At 64.2% G+C, this 19,898-nt stretch carries 14 protein-coding genes; 8 read left to right on the top strand and 6 right to left on the bottom strand.

What is annotated here, in order from left to right; translation table 11 throughout:
• Nucleotides 1-33 precede the first annotated feature (33 nt).
• Genes ACQY7X_RS19495 through ACQY7X_RS19485 form a run of 3 tightly spaced genes read left to right on the top strand, consistent with a single transcriptional unit; the run spans nt 34 to nt 3,475 of the window.
• Nucleotides 34-498 (top strand): (2Fe-2S)-binding protein, encoded by a 465-nt coding sequence (locus tag ACQY7X_RS19495; RefSeq protein WP_428247073.1) that lies wholly within the window; start codon nt 34-36, stop codon nt 496-498.
• Nucleotides 495-2,519 (top strand): molybdopterin cofactor-binding domain-containing protein, encoded by a 2,025-nt coding sequence (locus ACQY7X_RS19490; protein WP_428247072.1) that lies wholly within the window; start codon nt 495-497, stop codon nt 2,517-2,519. The genes ACQY7X_RS19495 and ACQY7X_RS19490 overlap by 4 nt, the downstream gene beginning before the upstream one ends.
• Nucleotides 2,516-3,475 (top strand): helix-turn-helix transcriptional regulator, encoded by a 960-nt coding sequence (locus ACQY7X_RS19485; RefSeq protein WP_428247071.1) that lies wholly within the window; start codon nt 2,516-2,518, stop codon nt 3,473-3,475. The genes ACQY7X_RS19490 and ACQY7X_RS19485 overlap by 4 nt, the downstream gene beginning before the upstream one ends.
• Here ACQY7X_RS19485 and ACQY7X_RS19480 read toward each other — a convergent pair.
• Nucleotides 3,472-4,005: a GNAT family N-acetyltransferase gene (locus ACQY7X_RS19480; RefSeq protein ID WP_428247070.1), complete on the bottom strand. Its 534-nt coding sequence runs from the start codon at nt 4,003-4,005 to the stop codon at nt 3,472-3,474. The genes ACQY7X_RS19485 and ACQY7X_RS19480 overlap by 4 nt on opposite strands.
• 291 nt (nt 4,006-4,296) lie before the next feature.
• Between ACQY7X_RS19480 and dnaE the strand changes: the two genes are divergently transcribed.
• On the top strand, nt 4,297-7,758 hold the full coding sequence (dnaE, locus tag ACQY7X_RS19475) for a DNA polymerase III subunit alpha (protein ID WP_428247069.1): 3,462 nt from the start codon (nt 4,297-4,299) through the stop codon (nt 7,756-7,758).
• Between the two features lie 10 nt (nt 7,759-7,768).
• Complete coding sequence (gene pepN / locus ACQY7X_RS19470; RefSeq protein WP_428247068.1) at nt 7,769-10,408, top strand: aminopeptidase N; 2,640 nt, start codon at nt 7,769-7,771, stop codon at nt 10,406-10,408.
• Here the strand turns inward: pepN and ACQY7X_RS19465 are convergent.
• The 3 genes from ACQY7X_RS19465 to ACQY7X_RS19455 are packed head-to-tail and all read right to left on the bottom strand — an operon-like array spanning nt 10,405 to nt 13,666.
• Complete coding sequence (locus ACQY7X_RS19465) at nt 10,405-11,052, bottom strand: TetR/AcrR family transcriptional regulator (RefSeq protein ID WP_428247067.1); 648 nt, start codon at nt 11,050-11,052, stop codon at nt 10,405-10,407. The two genes, pepN and ACQY7X_RS19465, sit on opposite strands and share 4 nt — an antisense overlap.
• Nucleotides 11,052-12,626, bottom strand: coding sequence for a DHA2 family efflux MFS transporter permease subunit (locus ACQY7X_RS19460; protein ID WP_428247066.1), 1,575 nt, complete (start codon nt 12,624-12,626; stop codon nt 11,052-11,054). Before ACQY7X_RS19460 ends, ACQY7X_RS19465 begins: the two co-directional genes overlap by 1 nt.
• Nucleotides 12,627-12,643: 17 nt before the next feature.
• Nucleotides 12,644-13,666, bottom strand: coding sequence for an HlyD family secretion protein (locus ACQY7X_RS19455; protein ID WP_428247065.1), 1,023 nt, complete (start codon nt 13,664-13,666; stop codon nt 12,644-12,646).
• Nucleotides 13,667-13,816: 150 nt separating this feature from the next.
• Here ACQY7X_RS19455 and ACQY7X_RS19450 point away from each other — a divergent pair, with 150 nt between their 5' ends.
• A complete protein-coding gene (locus ACQY7X_RS19450; RefSeq protein ID WP_428247064.1) occupies nt 13,817-15,061 on the top strand; it encodes an MFS transporter in 1,245 nt (414 codons plus the stop codon).
• Here ACQY7X_RS19450 and ACQY7X_RS19445 read toward each other — a convergent pair.
• Entirely contained in the window at nt 15,058-16,374 is a 1,317-nt protein-coding gene (locus ACQY7X_RS19445) for a pentapeptide repeat-containing protein (protein ID WP_428247063.1), read from the bottom strand. The two genes, ACQY7X_RS19450 and ACQY7X_RS19445, sit on opposite strands and share 4 nt — an antisense overlap.
• 26 nt (nt 16,375-16,400) lie before the next feature.
• A complete protein-coding gene (locus ACQY7X_RS19440; protein ID WP_428247062.1) occupies nt 16,401-17,714 on the bottom strand; it encodes a pentapeptide repeat-containing protein in 1,314 nt (437 codons plus the stop codon).
• A 269-nt stretch (nt 17,715-17,983) separates the two neighbouring features.
• Here ACQY7X_RS19440 and rpsB point away from each other — a divergent pair, with 269 nt between their 5' ends.
• Nucleotides 17,984-18,787 carry a 30S ribosomal protein S2 gene (gene rpsB, locus ACQY7X_RS19435; RefSeq protein ID WP_428247061.1) on the top strand — a complete coding sequence of 268 codons (804 nt, stop codon included), beginning with the start codon at nt 17,984-17,986 and terminating at the stop codon, nt 18,785-18,787.
• A 91-nt stretch (nt 18,788-18,878) separates the two neighbouring features.
• Nucleotides 18,879-19,802 (top strand): translation elongation factor Ts, encoded by a 924-nt coding sequence (gene tsf, locus ACQY7X_RS19430; protein WP_428247060.1) that lies wholly within the window; start codon nt 18,879-18,881, stop codon nt 19,800-19,802.
• Nucleotides 19,803-19,898: the final 96 nt, after the last annotated feature.

Raw genomic sequence — 19,898 nt, 5'->3', positions numbered from 1 at the left:
GCATGCTGCGGCCTCCAACACAGGGAGGCTGGCATGCAGCTCAGCATCAACGGGAAACAAGTCACGCTGCCGGATGAGCGCGCCGATGAGCCGCTGCTCTGGCTGTTGCGCGAGGATCTTGGCCTGATCGGCACCAAGTTCGGCTGTGGTGTCGGGCTCTGCGGCGCCTGCACCCTGCATGTCGATGGCGTCGCCACCCGGGCCTGCCAGGTGACGGCGGCGGATGTGGCCGGCCAGTCGGTCGTTACCATCGAAGGACTTGGCGGTGCGGAAGCGTTACACCCGGTGCAGCAGGCCTGGATTGCCGAGCGCGTGCCGCAATGCGGCTATTGCCAGGCCGGCCAGATCATGTCGGCTGCTGCCTTGCTCAGCATCAATCCGAAGCCGGATGATGCCGCCATCGATGCGGCGATGAGCGGCAATCTCTGCCGCTGCGGTACCTATTGCCGCATCCGCCGCGCTATCCACCGTGCGGCTCAGGCCGGGGCATCGCAATGAGTGCGCCAGTCTCCATGTCGCGCCGCCGCTTCTGCTCAAGTGCCATCCGTGCCGCCGCCGGGATCAGCGTTTTCGCTGCCTTGCCAGCCTGTGCGGCTTCGCTCAATCCGCTGCCTGTATTGCCGACGCGTGGCGGGCCGGAGCCAGGCCAGAGCATCCAATGGCTGCACCGCGATGGCGAGGGCCGTGTCACGCTGCTGCTGCCGCGCCAGGAAATGGGGCAGGGCATTGCCGCTGGCCTTTGCCGCATCGTCGCAGCCGAGCTTGGCCTGCCGCCGCAGCAGATCGATGTGCAATTGCCCGATAGCGATGACATCCCGCCAGTACGGGCCACGGTGGGCAGCGACAGCATGAAGGATTTTGCCCTGCCGGTGGCGCGTGCAGCGGCCCTGCTGCGCGAGCATCTGGCCGCTGGTGGCGGGGCCGCCAAGCTGGTTGATCATGGACAGCCGGTGACGTTGCACAGCCAGATGCCAGGGGTGCTGGCGGCAATGCCGGCACATGATCCGGCATTGCAGGCCATTGTCAGCGGCGCTCGGCTTTTCGCCGCCGATATCCGTTTGGATGGCATGCTGCATGGCCTGGTACTGGCGCCCGGCATGGCAGTGCCGGAGGCACTGCCGACTGGTGTGCGTCTGGTGCAACTTGGCGATGGCCAGCGTGGCCTGCTGGCGGAACGCGCTGCGGCACTGCATGCGTTGCCGCTGACATCAGTCGACAAGACCGAGGCGATGCCAGCCCTGGATATCGATGTCCTGCAACGCCGGGGCAGCCTGGAGCATCGCCTGCTGCGTGACCGTATTGAGGATACAGCGCCCTGGAGCCTGGACCGGCGCTATGACGTGCCATTCGCCGCTCATGCCGGTATCGAGACACGCAGCGCCGTGGCCTGCTGGCATGGCGAAGGTTCTGCTCGGGGTAACACGCGGCTGGAAGTCTGGACCGGCAGTCAGGACATGTTCTTCGTGCGTGACAGCCTGGCGCGGCATTTCGGCCTGGCGCGCGACGCCGTCAAGGTGCATGCCTGCCGCATCGGCGGCGGCTTCGGCGCCCGCACCATCGTGCGTGCTGAACTGGAAGCGGCGTTGCTCAGCCAGGCCGCTGGGCGGCCAGTGAAAGTGCAATGGCGGCGCCAGCAGGAATTCGTGCAGGGCTTTCACCGCCCGCCGAGTTCGCACCGCATCCGCGCCCGCCTGGATGCGGCGGGCCGCATCACCGACTGGTGGCATGGCTTTGCCTCCGGGCATGTGATCTTCACCTCGGCGGCGATGCCGCGCTGGATGCAGGCCGTCACCAGTTTCGTTGCCGATCCCGGTGCTGCGCGCGGTGCCTTGCCGCCCTATGCTTTCGCGCGCCGCCGGGTCGAGTTCAGCGATGTGCGGCTGCCTATCGATACCGGGCCATGGCGCGGCCTGGGTGCCGGGCCGAATGGCTATGCCATCGAGGCGGCGATGGATGAACTGGCACGTCTTGCCGGTCAGGAACCGGTGGCTTTTCGCCTAGCGCATCTGGGGGCGGAACAGGCAAGGCTGGCTAATTGCCTGCGCCGCGCCGCCGAACTGGCCGGGCCGCCGCCGGTACAGTCCGGCAGCGGCCGGGGCGTCGCCTGCGGTATCTACAAGGATCATGCCTATGCCGCCGTGATCGCCGATATGGCTGTCGATGCAGGCAGCGGCGAGGCGCGCGTGCTGCAAGTGGTCTGCGCCCAGGATTGCGGCCCGCTGGTGGATGCCGATCAGGTGCGGGCGCAGATCGAGGGCAACCTGCATTGGGGGCTGGGCATGGTGCTGCTGGAGGAACTGCCGATTGAGGCCGGGCAGGTGGCTGCCTATACTTTCGCGGATTATCCGATCCCGACTGTCAGCCAGATGCCGCCGATCCGCATTGCCCTGCTCGAACCGCCACAGACCAAGCCGGGCGGTGCCGGCGAAACCGCCATGGTCGGGATCGCCGCCTTCGCCAATGGCATCGCCGCCGCCATTGGCAAGCCGGTGACGCAATTGCCCTATCGCCCGCGATGAGTTCCTTCGCCAGCGCCGCCTTTGTCGGCCTGATCCTGCGGCGCATGGCGCTGGCCGGGCTGGAGCCGCCGCCGGAACTGGCGCCCGCCTTGCGCGGCTTGCAACCCGGCGGCAACGCGCAGGTCGCCCTGGCCCTGAAGCGTGCGCTGCTGCGCCATGCTGCCATCGAGCGCGGCGCGGGATTCCTGCTCGGCATCGGCCAGGGCATCCATGATGTGCCTACCGATCCAACCCTGGATGCGCTGCGCCGTGCTGCTGGTGCCGCCGACCTGCTGGCGCGCTGGCAGCGGCTGGAAAGCTATCACCATTCGCATCACCGCACGCGGATCGAGGCTTTCGATGCGGATGGCGGCAGCGCATTGCTGCGCCATGTCTCGCTGGGGCCGGTACCGCCGACGCCGGTGGAGGATATCGTGGTGCTGGGCCTGCTGGCAGCTTTGTTCCAGGCCATCGGCTGCCGTGGCCTGGATATCGAGATGATAGACGCAAACGGCACGGCGTTGGCGGCTTTGCGTGACGACCGTATTCTGCTGGATACAGCGATCCCCACCGAGAGCCTGGCTGTGTGGCGCCTGCGCTGGCGACAGCAGCCGCCTGTTGCAGCAATACAGCCGCTATCGGAGACGGCGGCCTTGAGCGAACGGCTCTATGTGCTGTTCGATGGTGACCCATTCAGGACTTGGAGCCTGGCGCAGGCTGCCCGCGCACTGGGCCTCTCGCCACGCAGCCTGCAACGGCGGCTGGCGGAAGCCGGCGCGCGCTATGCCGGCATCCAGCGCGATGCCCGCGTGAAGCGCGCCACCCGCGCCATGCTGGCAGGGCCGGCCTCCCTGGCCGAAATCGGCTATGCCTCAGGCTTCGCCGATCAGGCGCATTTCACCCGCGAGTTCCGCCGCGTCACCGGCCTGCGTCCGGCGGAATGGCGCCGTGTTGCCCTGGCACCGCCGCCAAGCTAGCGGCGTTGGCGGGCGCGCCATTCATCGCGGCTCTGGCCCCAGAGATCGAGTTCGATGTTGAACGGCTCCGGCAGCTTGCCGCGCCGCAGGATGCGCGAACCGAGCCGCTGCGCCACGGCTTGCGACGGCGTATTGGCCGGATCGATGCAGTGGATCACTTCATCCCAGCCCAGCGTGTCAAAAGCCCAGTCGATGGCGGCGGTAGCGCCTTCGGTAGCGTAGCCCTTGCCCCAGGCATCGCGCACCAGACCCCAGCCGACTTCCGCGCCAGGCCAGCCTTCCGGCTGCCAGGGGCCGAGCCGGCCGATCCAGCGGCCGGTGGCTTTCTCGATCACCGAGAACATGGAATAGCCGTTGACCATCCAGCCGCCGGAAATCAGCGCCATGCTGCGCCAGGCCATCACCGGGTCCTTGGCGCCGCCGATATAGCGCTGTGCCTCCGCATCGGCGGAGAAGGTGTACCAATCCTGGCGTTCATCGGCCTGCGGCGGGCGCAGGATCAGGCGCGGGGTTTCAAGGATGACGGACATGGCGTATTCCGGACGAGGATAAGGGGCGAAAGGGCGGGGAGACTACACCGGACCGGCCAAAGCCCAAAGAGTAGAATGGTTTTCTGCTTCGTTCGCCTAGATATGGGAGTCGTCCGCGCCTGTTCCGAATCGGCCCCGACTCGGTGGCCACAGAACGCGGGCGCAAGCACAAAATCTTGTGGATTGTTCGCTCAATGCCCCGTCGCATCTGGGATTCACCCCGGTGCCGTTCTGGCTTCACGCGCCTAGGCGCCGTATCGTATCCGGGCAGAACGGGAGTCGCACGCTGCCATGGCCCACGCCGATTTTGTCCATCTCCGTGTCCACACCGCCTATTCGCTCACCGAAGGGGCGATCCGGGTGGAAAAGCTGGCCGATCTTTGCCTGCGCCATCGCATGCCGGCCGTGGCGATCACCGATACCAACAACCTGTTCGGCGCCCTGGAAGGCTCCAAGGCGCTGGCCGGCAAGGGCGTGCAGCCTATTGTCGGCTGCCAGCTCAATGTCACGCGGCTGGACCAGCAGGCCGGCGGCTTCGGCAAATCGCTCAAGAAGCCCGACCCGGACCGCGTCGTGCTGCTGGCTCAAAATGCCGAGGGCTATGCCCATCTGATGCAGCTTTCCACCAAGGCCTATCTGGAAGTGCCCCAGGGCGAGGCGCCGCAGGTTGCCTGGGAAGACCTGGAAGCCTGGAATGGCGGCCTGATCTGCCTCTCCGGGGGCATCGATGGCCCGGTGGCGCGGCCCCTGGCGGAAGGCCAGGCCGAGCCGGGCAGGGCGGCGCTGCTGCGGCTACAGCAGATTTTCGGCGGCCGGCTCTATGTCGAATTGCAGCGCCATGGCTGGGCAGCGGAAGCCCGCGCCGAACCGGGCCTGCTGGAACTGGCCTATGAACTGAACATCCCGCTGGTGGCGACCAACGATTGCTACTTCACCGATGAAGGCATGTATGCCGCCCATGATGCGCTGCTCTGCATCGCGGAAGGCGCCTATATCAGCCAGACCAATCGCCGCCGCGTCACGCCCGAACACCGCTTCAAATCCGCCGAGGAGATGCGGGTGCTGTTCGCTGACCTGCCCGAGGCCATCGACAATACCCTGGTGATCGCGCGGCGCTGCGCCGTGAAGGCCGATGAACGGGCACCGATCCTGCCGAATTTCGGCGATGGCACCGGCGAGAGCGAGGCCGATACGCTGCGCCGCATGGCCAAGGAGGGGCTGGAAAAGCGCCTGGTCGAGATCGGCGTCAGCGGCGATGCCGCCAAGCCTTATTGGGACCGCCTCGATTTCGAGTGCGAAACCATCATCAACATGAAATTCCCGGGCTACTTCCTGATCGTGGCCGATTTCATTCAGTGGTCGAAGCGCAATGGCGTTGCCGTGGGGCCGGGCCGTGGCTCCGGCGCCGGTTCGGTGGTCGCCTGGGCGCTGACCATCACCGATCTCGATCCGCTGCGCTTCGGCCTGCTGTTTGAACGCTTCCTGAACCCGGAACGCGTGTCGATGCCTGACTTCGACATCGACTTCTGCCAGGAGCGGCGCGACGAAGTGATCCGCTATGTGCAGGGTAAGTACGGCGCCAGCAACGTGGCCCAGATCATCACCTTCGGTAAGCTGCAGGCCCGTGCCGCGCTCCGCGACGTTGGCCGCGTGCTGCAATTGCCACTGGGCCAGGTGGACCGCATCTGCAAGCTGGTGCCGAACAATCCGGCCAACCCGGTGACGCTGGAACAGGCCATCGATCTGGAGCCGCGCCTGCGCGAGGAGCGTGATCGCGACGAGGCGGTGGCGCGCATGATCAACGTGGCGCTGAAGCTGGAAGGGCTATACCGCAACGCTTCCACCCATGCCGCCGGCGTGGTGATCGGCGACCGCCCGCTGGTGGAACTGGTGCCGCTCTACCGCGATCCCAATGCCAGCATGCCGGCGACGCAATTCTCGATGAAATACGCCGAGGCCGCCGGCCTGGTGAAATTCGACTTCCTCGGCCTCAAGACGCTGGACGTGCTGGAGAAAGCCATCGAGCTGATCCGCAAGCGCGGCGTCGATATCAGCCTGGCTACCATTCCCTTGAGTGATCAACCGACCTTCGACCTACTCGGGCGCGGCGATGCGGTTGGTGTGTTCCAGTTTGAAGGCAGCGGCATGCGCGACATGCTGCGCGGCATGAAGCCGGACGCCTTCGAGGACCTGATCGCGCTGGTGGCGCTCTACCGCCCCGGCCCGATGGAAAATATCCCGAGCTACATCCGCCGCAAGCATGGGCAGGAAAAGCCCGATTACATGCACGACAAGCTGAAGCCAGTGCTGGAGGAGACCTACGGCGTCATCATCTACCAGGAACAGGTGATGGAGATTGCCAAGATCCTGTCCGGCTATTCGCTTGGCGATGCCGACCTGTTGCGCCGCGCCATGGGCAAGAAGATCAAGGCCGAGATGGACGCGCAGAAGGAGCGTTTTGCAGAGGGCGCCAAGAAGAATGGCGTCGATCCTGGGCTGGCCGCTGAAATCTTCGAGCGTGTGGAAAAATTCGCCGGCTATGGTTTCAACAAGAGCCATGCCGCCGCCTATGCCCTGGTCGCGTGGCATACCGCGTATCTCAAGGCGAATTACCCGGTCGAATTCCTCGCCGCGTCGATGACGCTCGATATCTCCAATACCGATAAGCTGAATGTGTTTCGCCAGGAATGTTCGCGCCAGGGTATTGCCTTGCTGCCGCCGGATATCAACCGCTCGGACGTTGAATTTGGCGTGGAGCAGCTGGCAGACGGCAAAGGCGCTATCCGCTATGCGCTCGCCGCCGTGCGCAATGTCGGCGCCGCCGCGATGGCGCAGGTGGTGGCGGCGCGCAAGAGCGGCGGGCCGTTCAAGGGCTTGTTCGACATGGCCAGCCGTGTCGATCCCACGGCGCTGAACAAGCGCATGCTGGAAAATCTTGCCAAGGCCGGCGCTTTCGACGGGCTGGAAAAGAACCGCGCCAGGACCATGGCCGGCCTGGAAACCCTGATCCGCCATGCCCAGGTGAAGGCGGAAGAACGCGGCAGCAGCCAGGTGTCGATGTTTGGCGGCGGCGGCCCGGCACAGGAACGCGAGCCCAAACTGGCCGATGTCGAACCATGGAATCCCATGGATCAGCTGGCCAAGGAATTCGAGGCCATCGGCTTCTATCTTTCGGCGCATCCGCTCGATGCCTACCAGGCGACGCTGAACCGCGTCGGCGCCAAGCGCCATGCCGAGATGATGAAACTGCTGCATAGCGGCGAGCAGGTATTCAAGATTGCGGGCACGGTCGTGTCGCGCCAGGAGCGCACCTCGCAGAAGGGCAAACGGTTTGCCTTCGTCGGTTGCTCGGATGCCACCGGCATGTTCGAGATCATGGTATTCTCGGAAATCCTTGCCGCACACCGCGAATGGCTGGAGCCGGGCCGCAATCTGGTCTGGACCGTCAATGCCCGCATCGAAGGTGAGCAGGCCCGCTTCACGGCTCAGAAGGTGGAACTGCTCGACGATGTGGCGGCGCGTGCCGCCGCCGGTATCCGCATCGTGATCGAGAACGAGAAGCCGATTCCGCGCATCCAGGAATTGCTCAGCAAAGCGGGCAGGGGGCGCGGCGAAGTGCGCCTCGGCATGCAGCTTGTTACCGACGAACTGATCGACGCCGATTTGAAACTGCCTGCCACCTTCGCCGTGAACCCGCAGCTACGCGGCCAGATCCGCGTGCTTCCCGGCGTGCTGGAAGTCTACGACATATAAGGTTCAAGCCATGGACGCCCGTTTAGCTGAGACACAGCAGCCGCAAGCCATCCGCCGGGAGGATTACCGGGCGCCGGATTACCGCATCGAGACGGTGGAGCTCGAATTCGATCTGTTGCCGCATGCCACGAAGGTGAAGGCTAGGCTCGGCGTTGAAGCAGTGCAGCCGGGCCGGCCGCTGGTACTGGATGGCGAGGCGCTGAAGTTGCTGGGGCTGGCGATCGATGGCCGTGCGCTTGCCACTGATGAGTATGCCGTCACGCCGCATACGCTGACGATCCACAGGACGCCGGCCAAATTCACGCTGGAAATCGACACCGAGATTGATCCGGCGGGCAATACGCAGCTGACCGGGCTGTATCAATCCAGCGGCAATTACTGCACGCAATGCGAAGCGCAGGGCTTCCGCCGCATCACCTATTTCCTCGACCGGCCTGATGTGATGTCGATCTATCGCGTCACCATCCGTGGTGAGAAGCAGTCCTGCCCGGTGCTGCTATCCAACGGCAATCTGGTCGGGCAGGGCGAGTTGCCGGATGGCCGGCATTACGCCGTATGGCACGATCCGCATAAAAAGCCCTGCTATCTTTTCGCCCTGGTGGCTGGCGATCTTGCCTGCAACGAGGATGAGTTCGTCACGCAATCGGGCCGCCGTGTCGCCCTGCGCATCTTCACCGAACATGGCAAGGCGCCGCGTTCGGCCTATGCCATGGATGCGCTGAAGCGTTCCATGCGCTGGGATGAAACCCGTTTCGGCCTGGAATACGATCTCGACCTGTTCAACATCGTCGCCGTCAGCGATTTCAACATGGGGGCGATGGAGAACAAGAGCCTCAATGTATTCAATGACCGCTATATCCTGGCCGAGCCGGATACGGCGACGGATGCCGATTATGCCGGCATCGAGGCGGTGGTGGCGCATGAGTATTTCCACAATTGGACCGGCAACCGCATCACCTGCCGCGACTGGTTCCAGTTGAGCCTGAAGGAAGGCCTTACGGTTTTCCGCGACCAGGAGTTTTCCTCCGACATGCGCTCGCGGCCTGTCGCGCGCATCCAGGAAGTGCGGGCGCTGCGGGCGCGGCAATTCCCCGAGGATGCCGGGCCGCTGGCGCATCCGATCCGCCCCGATGCCTATATCGCCATCGACAATTTCTACACCGCGACGGTTTACGAGAAGGGCGCCGAGGTCATCCGCATGCTTCACACGCTGCTCGGCGAGGCCGGGTTCATGCGGGGCATGAAGCTCTATGTCGAGCGCCATGATGGCGAGGCGGCGACCTGTGACCAGTTTGTCGCGGCGATGGCGGATGCAAACAACTTTGACGTGGCGCAGTTCAAGCTCTGGTATGCCCAGGCCGGCACGCCGAACCTGGAGATTGCCGGGCGCTATGATGCGGCCAGCGGCGTTTATGAACTCAGCGTGGCGCAATCCTGCCCGCCGACGCCGGGCCAGCCGGTGAAGCAGGCGATGCATATGCCGCTCAAGCTCGGCCTGCTCGATGCCCAGGGCCGCGACATGCCGCTGACCCTGGAAGGTGAAGCGGCGCCGCTGCCCGATGGCGTGCTGAATATCCGTGCTGGGCAGCAGACATTCCGCTTCAAGAATGTGGCGGCACCGCAGGCTTTGTCACTCAATCGCGGTTTCTCGGCGCCGGTGCTGATCAAGAACGAGAAAAGCGGCGCCGAGCGTGCCTTCCTGATGGCGCATGACAGCGATGCCTTCGCGCGCTGGGAAGCCGGGCAGCAATATGCCACTGAATTGCTGCTGCGCCGGGTGACCGATCCTGCCGCTGCCTATGATCCGGCTTTCACCGATGCCATCGGCCAGATTCTGCGCGATGAGGCGTTGGAACCGGCCTTTGCCGCCGAGGCCATCGTGCTGCCGTCGGAAGATTATATCGCCGATCAGATGGCGGTGGTGGATGTGGAAGCAATCTATGCCGCGCGCAAGGCACTGCGGCGCGAGATCGCCGGCGCGCATCGTGAGCTGCTGCTGAAACTGTACCAGGCGAACAGCATTAAAGGTGCCTACAGCCCCGATGCCGCTGCGGCCGGCAAGCGCAGCCTGAAGAATGGTGCGCTCGGCTATCTCGGAGAATTCGCCGCCGAGGATAAGGCGATCCTCAAGCTGGTCAGCGATCAGTTTGCTGCGGCGGATAACATGACGGACCGCATGGCGGCGTTGCGCATCCTGATCGACCTGGATGTGCCGGAGCGCATGCAGGCCCTGGCGGCGTTCCATGACCGCTACAAGGATGATGCGCTGGTGCTCGACAAGTGGCTTTCGCTGCAGGCCATCTCGGCCTTGCCCGATACGCTGACGCAGGTGCAGGGCTTGCTCAAGCATCCGGCTTTCTCGATGACCAAGCCGAACAAGGTGCGGGCATTGGTTGGCAGCTTCACCGCCAATGCGCTGCGCTATCATGCCGCCGATGGCTCGGGCTATGCCTTCCATGCCGACCGCATGCTGGAACTGGACAAGCTCAATCCGCAGGTGGCGGCGCGGCTCTTGTCGCCATTGGGCCGCTGGCGCCGCTTTGATGCTCGACGGCAGGCGAAGATGAAGGCGGAACTGGCGCGCGTGCTGGCGCAACCGGGCCTGTCGCGCGAAACCTACGAGATCGCTTCCAAGTCCCTGGCTGATTAGGCAGTTGGGGCGGAATAAGCCGCCAGGAAGACGCGCACGGCGCTGCTCACGCGCCGCTCGATCTCGGCCTCTACCATTCCGCCGGGCTCGATCTTGAGCAGGCGGCGGATGGTGTTGTGGCCGATCAGCATGCCGAAGAACTGTTCGGCGGCGAGCCTTGTATCCGGGATGCTGAGCCGCCCGGCCTTGGCCTCGCGGCTGAGATAGTCGGAGAGGCGGCTGAGGCCATTGCCCGGGCCATTGGCATAGAAGGTCGGGCCGATACTGGGGAATTGCGGCGCCGAGTTGATCAGCAGGCGCTGGAATCCGGTCGAGCGTTCCGTGGTCAGCACCCGCAGGTAACTTTTACCGAGCAATTGCAGCACCTCGCGCGGCCCGCTGCCTGGTGCGATATCGGCCAGCGGCGCGACAATTGTTTCCGCTGTCGCCTGCACGATGGCGGCAAAGAGATCGTCCTTGCCTTCAAATAGATTGTAGATGGTCTGGCGCGAGACTCCGGCCTCCGCTGCTATCGTCTCCAGCCCGATGCCGTAGCCATGTTCCAGGAACAGCCGCCGCGCGGTTTCCAGGATTGCCTGGCGCTTGGCCGGGTCAGCGGGACGGCCGCGCCTTGGTTTGGTATTCGTGGGCTTTACGGCGGTCATCAATGCCCACCTCCACCCGAGCCGACGAGGATCGGACGCTTGGCGAAAGCCACGGCCAGCGCGGCAGCGCCAAACAGCAGGGTAAGCAGCAGAAAGCAATCGCCGAAGGCCATGACATAGGCCTGCTGGCTTACCTTGCTGCCCAGCAGCTTGGCGGCGAGTATGGTGTCGTCGCTTTGCAGCGGCTGTGCCAGTTTCACGCCCATATTGTCGATGTATTCCTGGATTTCCCAGCGCCCCGGATTGACCGCCTCCACCAGCCGGTTCCAGTGCAAGGCAGTGCGGTCGATCATCACCGTGTTGATGCCGGCGAGGCCGAAGGCGCCGCCGAGATTGCGAGTGAGGTTATAAAGCCCACTGGCATTCTTCACTTCCTCGGGCGGCAGGGTGCCGAGCGAGAGGACGTTGATCGGCACGATGCAGAACATCAGCGCCGCGCCGCGCAGGATCTGCGGCACCAGCATTTCATTGAACTGCCAGTCGGCGGTGAGGTGCGCCATGGTCCAGGTGGAGAGGCCGAGCAGGGTGAAGCCGAAAGCCAGCACCGGGCGCGGATCAACCTTGCGCGCCATCATGCCGGCAATGGGCGCGGCCATGAACTGCACCAGACCGGTAACGAACATGATCTCGCCGATCTGCAGGCTGTTGAGGCCGCGCACGCGCGCCAGATACAGCGGCATCAGGTAGACCAGGCCATAGAGGCCGACGCCGATGGTAAGGCTGAACAGGCAGCCGGTGGCGAAATTGCGGTTGCGGAACGCCTTGAGATCGACGACGGGATTCTCATGCGTCAGGGTGCGCCAGAAGAACATCACGCCGCCGATGGCGCAGGCAATGGCGAAATTGCGGATCGTCTCGTCGGCCAGCCAGTCATGGCGCGGGCCTTCCTCGATCACATATTCCAGGCTGCCGAGAAACAGCGCCATGGCGGCGAGGCCGAGATAGTCGAAGCCTTCCAGCAGGCTGAAATCCGGCTTGTCGATATCCATGAAGCTCCAGACCAGCAGGCAGACGATCACGCCCGGCACCACATTGATCAGGAACAGCCAGTGCCACGACATGAGCTGAGTGAGGTAGCCGCCCAGCGTCGGGCCGATGGTGGGCGCCAGGGTGGCAACCAGGCCGATCACCACCGTGGCGCTGGCCATGCGCGAACGCGGAAAGATCAGATAGACGGTGGCGAACACCGTGGGGATCATGGCGCCGCCGAGGAAGCCCTGCAGCGCGCGCATCACGATCATTGATTCCAGGCTGTTGGCAAAGGCGCAGCCGATGGAGGCAATCGTGAAGCTGGCGGCGGAGGCGACGAACAGCACACGGGTCGAGAGCAGCCGCGACAGATAGCCCGAGAACGGGATCATGATCACTTCGGCGATCAGGTAGGAGGTCTGCACCCAGCTTATCTCGTCGGCCGAGGCAGCCAGACCGGCCTGGATTTCACTTAAAGATGACGAGACGATCTGGATGTCCAGGATCGCCATGAACATGCCCAGCACCATGGCGAAATAGCCGATGCGCACACCGGCGCTCGGCATTTGCTCCGGCAGGATGATGGCTTCTGCGGCGGCGGCCATGGCGCGGCTTCGCTTTCCTAGCCGCGCCGATCGATCTCGACCAGCACCGACATGCCGGGCACCAGGAAGGGCAGGGCGGCGGCGTTGTCGAGGGTCAGCTTCACCGGCACGCGCTGCACGATCTTGGTGAAATTGCCGGTGGCGTTGTCGGGCGGCAGCAGGCTGAACTTGGCGCCGCTGGCCGGGGCCAGGCTGTCGATGCGCGCCTTCAGCATCTGGTCAGGGTAGGCATCCACCTTGATCATGGCGCTTTGGCCGGGCTTGAGGCCCTTAAGCTGCGTCTCCTTGAAATTCGCCACCACATAAACCTTGTCGGTCGGCACGATCACCATGAGCTGGATACCGGGCCGCACATACTGGCCGACCTGGGCGGTGCGGTTGCCGACCACGCCATCGACGGCGGCGCGCACCACGGCATTGTCTACATCAAGCCGCGCGATGGCGAGTTCGGCCTCGGCCTGGGCAATCATCGCCACGGCCTGTTCGCGGTTGGCGCGCAGCACCGCCACCTGGCTCTGTTGCAGCACGCGGCCGGCTTCGGCGCGGTCGGTGGCGGCCTTGGCCTTGCGCTGGTCGCTCAGGGCGGCTTCCAGCTTCTGACCGGAAACAAATTGCCCGCTGGCGAGAGCATTGTAGCGCTTCAAGTCATCGTCGGTGCGCTGCTGGTCGGCGCGGCTGGAGCGCAACTGCGCTTCGGCCTCGGCGATGGAAGCCTGCTGGCTGCCTAGCTGGCGGTCGATGATCTCCAGCGCGGCGCGCTTGGTCGCCACCACGGCCTCGGCCTGCGCCGCCTTGGCGCGGAAGTCGGTATCGTCGATACGGAACAGCACCTCGCCGGCCTTCACCTGCTGGTTCTCGGCCACTTCCATTTTCTGGATGTAGCCGCTCACCTTGGCGGCGACCACGGTAATATCGGCGCCGAGATAGGCGTTGTCGGTGCTTTCGATGAAGCGGCCATGGCTCCACCAGCCCCAGCCGAAATAGCCGCCACCACCCAGCAGGGCGGCGAGGAACAGGGTCAGCACGATCTTCTTGCGCATGGGATTACCGGGGGCAGGGGGAGCGGATGGCGGAGATGTAATATTCATGGACATGGTTGTCCAGAAAATACCCTGTGACCCTCATCACAGGGTAATAAGCTCGCAAGAGCCGGATAGCCGTTGGCCGGCCACTGGCGTAGACCCGTAGCCATGACCCCAGACTCGAAATCAGCCTTCAACCGCTTATGGTTCGCCAACCTCGCCGCCCATGGCGCCGACCAGCTCAGCCTGGCCGCACTGCCATTGCTGGCGGTGCTGAGCCTGGGGGCCAGCCCTGAGGAAATGGGTGCGCTCGGCGCCGCCCAGACCCTGCCATATCTGCTGCTGTCGCTGCTGGCCGGTTTCTGGGCCGACCGTTTCCCGCGCCACTGGCTCATGGCCGGCGCGGAGGCTGGCCGTTCCCTGCTGCTGTTGCTGCTGCCCTTACTGGCTTTCACCGGCTGGCTCGGGCTGGGTAGCCTCGGCCTGCTCGGTTTCCTGCTGGCAGCGGCCAGCGTGGTGTTCAATGTTGCCGCCCAGGCCTATCTGCCGGCTCTGGTGGCGCGCGAGGGGCTGGCGGCGGCCAATGCCAGGTTGGAATTCGCCCGCGCTGCGGCTGTTTTTCTGGGGCCGGGTGCTGCCGGCCTGGTGGCAAGCTGGGCCTCGCCGGCCATCGCGCTGGCGGTCTCGGCCCTGGCTTCGGCCTATGCCGCCTGGCTGTTGCGGGCGCCTGAAATGAGGCGGCCGGTGCCGCTACAGCCACGCCAGTCCCAGAACCAGTCCCTGGGGCCGGCATTGGCGGAAGGTTTCCGCATCGTGTGGCACGAGCCGCTGCTGCGTGCCATCGCCGGCTGCGCCATGGCGTGGAATTTTTCCTGGTTCCTGCTGATGGCGGTGTTCGTGCTGTTCGCCACGCAGCGCCTTGGCCTCAGTCCGGCGGGCATCGGCCTGGCGCTCGGCGTGCAGGGCATCGGTATGCTGCTCGCCAGTGTCACCCTGCCGCTCTATCAGGCGCGGCTGCCGCTTGGGGTGATGATCGTGATCGGTCCGTCGCTCTCGGCCCTGGCGGCCTTGCTGGTGGCTTCAGCCAGCCTGGCGGAAGGCAGTATGGCAACCTTGCTGCTGGGTGCCGGCTTCTTTGCCTTCGGCTATGGCCCGATGCTGTGGACCATCGGCCAGACCTCGCTGCGCCAGGCTCTGGTGCCGGCGCGGCTGATCGGCCGCGTCAGTGCCATCCAGCAGGTGGCGACACTGGGCATGCGGCCCATCGGTGCGCTGATCGGTGGTTGGGTAGGCGGTGGCTGGGGCCTGGAAGCGGCGATGTGGCTGGCGGCTGCGGGCTTCGGCGTGCAGCTCGCGGTGATCCTGCTGTCGCCGGTGCCGCGCCTGCAGGTGCTGCCGGAAGCGGCGGCTTAAACCTTCATGCCAACGACGCCGCGCAGGTCGGCGCCATCCAGGTTGGCGCCACGGAAGTCGGCATTGGTCAGGTCGGCATCCAGGAAGGACGCATTCTTCAGATTGGCCGAGCGGAAATCCGCCATGGTCAGGATCGAGCGGTTGAACAGCACGCCTTCCAGGTCCGCACCCTGAAACTTCGCCTGCGTCAGGTTACATTCCTGCAGGCTGGTGGTCTGGCGGCGATGGAAGGCGCCACTGATCATCACCGGCGCGAGGTTTGAACCACGGAAATCCGCATTGGTCATGATGCCGCGGTCGAATTTCGATCCCTGCATCTGCGCGCCGGTGAAATTCGCGTTCAGCATCATGGCGCCGCGCAGATCGGAGAGCACGAAGCGGCAGCCGGAGAAATCGGTGTTGCGCAGGATGGCGTAGGAGAAGTCACCGGCGGAGAAGTTGATGTTGGCGAGCTTCTGGTCGGAGAGATCATAGCGGCTGAAATCGATCCGCATGCCCTGCTTGCCCAGGGTGTCGATCCAGGTCAGATGTTCCTTGACGATGAATTGCAGCGAACGATCCAGGCTCTCCAGGCTGCGCGGCATGATCGCCTTGGAGATATCGGCATCGCGCAGGTCGATGGGGCGGAAATAGCTCGCCGTCAGGTCGGCGCCTTCGAAATTGGTTTCGTTCAGCACCGCGCCGGCCAGCACCGCACCATGCAGGGTGCAGTTGGAAAGATTGGCTTCGGTCAGGTCGGCGCCGGCGAACAGGCAGCCGGAAAGATTTGAGCCGGAGAGATCGGCATTGGTCAGCTTGGCATTGGTGAAATTGACGTTGGTAAGGTCGGTATTGCGACCCACCACCTTGCCGAGCTTGGCCGAGGAAAGATTGGCGCCGGCCATCTTGGCGTTGTCGATGCTGGCCGAACGCTTCAGCACGGCGATCAGGTTGCCGTCTTCATCCGGCCGCAGCAGCACGCCGTCGCGGATATCGGCCGCGGAGAGATTGGCGCCTTCCAGATTGGCGTTGCGCAGGTTGACACCGCGCAGATCGGCCTTGGTCAGATCGCAGCGGCGCATGTCGGCGCCTTGCAGGTCGGCGGCGAAGAAGGAGGCCGAGGTCATCACCGAATGGCTGAAATCGGCATAGGCCATCTTGCTGGAGACGAAATCCGCCGAGGCCAGGTTCTTGCCGCTGAAATCCAGCCGCGAGGCATCGCGGAAATGCATCACCAGCCGTTTTCCGCCGCGCACGCCCTTCACATAGTTGGAGTGCGCTTCGAACATCTCGTCGATTTCGAACTGGGCGATGACCTTGACGGTATTATCCATGGCCAGAGCCTAGCTTGGCGCCCGCCTCAGGACAAGTTGACCCCGATGGCAGACTTTAGGTCGGCCCCGGTCAGGATGGCATCCCGCAGGTCGGCACCGGTCAGGTCGGCCCCGGACAGGTCTGCCCCGCTCAGATTGGCATCCCGCAGGTCGGCATGCATCAGGATGGAATAGGTCAGGTTGGCGCCGCTCAGGTCACAACCTGAAAGATTGGCCTGGCTCAGGTTGGCATTCTCCAGGCTGGTGAACCACTTCTTGCTTTGCAGGCTGCTGATCGGCATGGCGCCCATCTTGGCCTGTTTCATGTTGGCGCCGATCATGTTGGCACCGGAGAATTTGGAACCGCGCAGGTCGGCGCTGGCCATATTGGCATTCAGCAGCATGGCATCGGTGAAATCGGTCATCGACAGCAGCGAGAAGCTCAGGTCGGTTTCCACCATGGTGCTCTGCACGAACAGGGCGGCGGAAAGTTCCAGCCGGTGCAGTTTGGCACCGGAAATATCGACCCGGCTGAAATCCGCCCGCTTGCCCTTCTGCCCCATGCTTTCGGTCCAGCTATGGTGTTCGCGCAGGATCGCTTGCAGCGGCTTGTCCAGGCTTTCCAGGGAGCGCGGCAGCATGGCGCCCTTGGTGCGGGCGTCGCGCATGTCATTGCTGCGGAAGAAGGCGCCGGCCAGATCGGCATTCTCGAAGATCGTGCCGTTCAGCATCGCGCCAGCCAGTACCGCGCCGGAAAGCTTGCAATTGCTCATGTTGGTGTTGGTCAGGTCGGCGCCAACGAAGATCGTGCCGCGCAGGTCGCAGTTCGACAGGTCGGCATCCACCAGCTTGGCATTGGCCAGGTTGGCGTGGCTGAGATCGGCATGCTGGCTGAAGGCGCGGCCAAGCTTGGCGCCAATCAGCTTGGCATGGCTCATATGGGCCTTTTCGATGACCGCACCGCCGGAAGTGACGGCCACCAGGTTGCCATCGGCATCCGGGCGCAGCAGGCGGCCATCGCGGATATCGGCGCCGGTCAGGTCGGCGAATTCCAGATTCGCGCCGCGCAGCTTGGCGCCACGCAGGTCGGCGCGGGTGAGGTCGGTGGAAGAAAGGTCGGCGCCTTCCAGGTCGGCACCGTAGAAATTGGCCGTGCCCAGCTTGGCGAAGCGGAAAATGGACCCTCGGAAACTGCCACCGACCATATTGGCCTGACGCAGGTCGCGGTTGGCGAAATTCAATCCGGCGGCATCATAGAACTGCAAATTCAATCGGTTACCGCCACGCTGGCCCTTTGAGAAACGCTCATGGGCGAGCAGCAGGGCATCCAGGGTATCGGGTTTCAACTTTTGCAGATTCATGGCCGGAGTATGCCCGAGACGGTTCCGAAAATCCCGGTTGTATAGAAAATTATCCCGCTAATCCTGTGGGTGTGCCCAGGCATATCAACGCAGCCCCTTGCGCCGGGGGGCGGAAACGGCTAAAAGCCCGGCGTTCAGTAAACCCCACACACAGGCTTGCGCTTTTCCGGGGAGACATCCCGAGTAAAGCGTTCCGGTGTCTGTCCGCCCCCAGGGGCGGGTTGCAGACGGCGCCTGTGGCGGACCAACCGGAAAAGGATCTAGAAACGATGACCGTCCCGACGTTCACGATGCGTCAGCTCATTGAAGCTGGCGTTCACTTCGGCCACCAGACTCACCGCTGGAATCCGAAGATGAAGCCGTATCTCTTCGGCGCCCGTAACAACATCCATATCATCGACCTGCAGCAGTCCGTGCCCTTGCTGCACCGCGCGCTGCATGCCGTTCGCGACATCGTCGCCGGCGGCGGCAAGGTGCTGTTCGTCGGCACCAAGCGCCAGGCTTCCGATGCCGTGGCCGAAGCTGCCGCCAAGTGCGGCCAGTACTACGTCAACCATCGTTGGCTCGGCGGCATGCTGACCAACTGGAAGACCATTTCGCAGTCGATCAAGCGCCTCAAGGAATTGGAAGAGCTGCTCTCCAATGACAACGGCGGCGTGCAGGGTCTGACCAAGAAGGAAACCCTGAACCTGACCCGCGAGCGCGAGAAGCTTACCCGTGCGCTGGGCGGCATCAAGGACATGGGCGGCCTTCCGGCGGTCATGATCGTGATCGACACCGTGAAGGAAGACATCGCGATTGCCGAAGCCCGCACGCTGGGCATCCCGGTGGTGGCCGTGCTCGACAGCAACTCCGATCCGTCGGGCATCACCTTCCCGGTGCCGGGCAATGACGACGCGCTGCGCGCCATCAACCTGTATTGCGATCTCTTCTCGCTCGCCATCGTCGGCGGCATCGAAGAGCATCTCGCCGCCAGCGGCGCCGATCTCGGCGAATCCGAAGATCTGCCGAGCGAAGTGGTGCCGGAAATCGTCGCCGAAGCTGCTGGCGCCGAAGTGGCTGCCCAGGCTTGATTGCAACAGGCCTGATTTCAGGCCTGTTTTTATGAGTTCAGGCGGCACCCATGGGGGTGCCGCCTTCATCTTTCCACCCTGAGAGGACAACATGGCTGAGATCACTGCGGCCCTGGTGAAGGACCTGCGCGAAAAGACTGGCGCGGGCATGATGGATTGCAAGAAGGCGCTGGCCGAGAATGCTGGCGACGTCGATGCCGCCGTGGATTGGCTGCGCAAGAAGGGCCTCTCGGCTGCCGCCAAGAAGGCCGGCCGCGTTGCCGCCGAAGGCTTGGTCGCGCTGGCGATCAAGGACAACAGCGGCGCCGTGATCGAGCTGAATGCCGAGACCGACTTCGTTGCCCGCAACCCGCAGTTCCAGGTGCTGGCCTCGGGCATCGCCAATGTGGCGCTGTCGGCTGGTGGTGATCTGGCTGCCGTTGAAGCCGCTGCCTTCCCGGGCTCGGGCCGCAACGTCAAGGACGAAATCACCAATGCCATCGCCACCATTGGCGAAAACATGACGCTGCGCCGCGTCAACCGCCTGACCGTCGAGAGCGGCGCCGTGATCGGCTACGTCCACTCGGCGCTGGGTGACGGCATCGGCAAGCTCGGCGTGCTGGTGGCCCTGAAGTCGACCGCCAAGCGCGAGGCGCTTGAGGGTATCGGCAAGCAGCTGGCCATGCATATCGCCGCCGCCAACCCGCAGTCTCTGTCGGTCAAGGAGCTTGACCCGGCCGCTGTCGAGCGTGAGCGCACCGTGCTGTCCGACCAGGCTGCCGCCTCGGGCAAGCCAGCTGACATCATCGCCAAGATGGTCGAAGGCCGCATCCGCAAGTTCTACCAGGAAGTGGTGCTGCTGGAGCAGACCTTCGTGATCGACGGCGAGACCCAGGTGGGCAAGGCCATCGAGAAGGCTGCCAAGGAAGCCGGCGCGCCGATCGAACTGGTTGCCTTCACCCGCTTCCAGCTCGGCGAGGGTATCGAGAAGAAGGCGGACGATTTCGCCGCCGAAGTCGCCAAGATGGCCGGCTAAGCCAGCCGTCCGGTCCCGTTTACAGGGCCCGCGTCCCGGTCCAGCCCAGGAACCTGCCTGGGCCCGGATTGGAGCGCGGGCCTTGTTCGTATAAGG

The sequence above is a fragment of the Ferrovibrio sp. genome, from assembly GCF_965278975.1.
GTDB lineage: Bacteria > Pseudomonadota > Alphaproteobacteria > Ferrovibrionales > Ferrovibrionaceae > Ferrovibrio.
The sequence above is the reverse complement of the archived record's forward strand: the minus strand, read 5'-3'. Positions and strand labels throughout refer to the sequence as shown.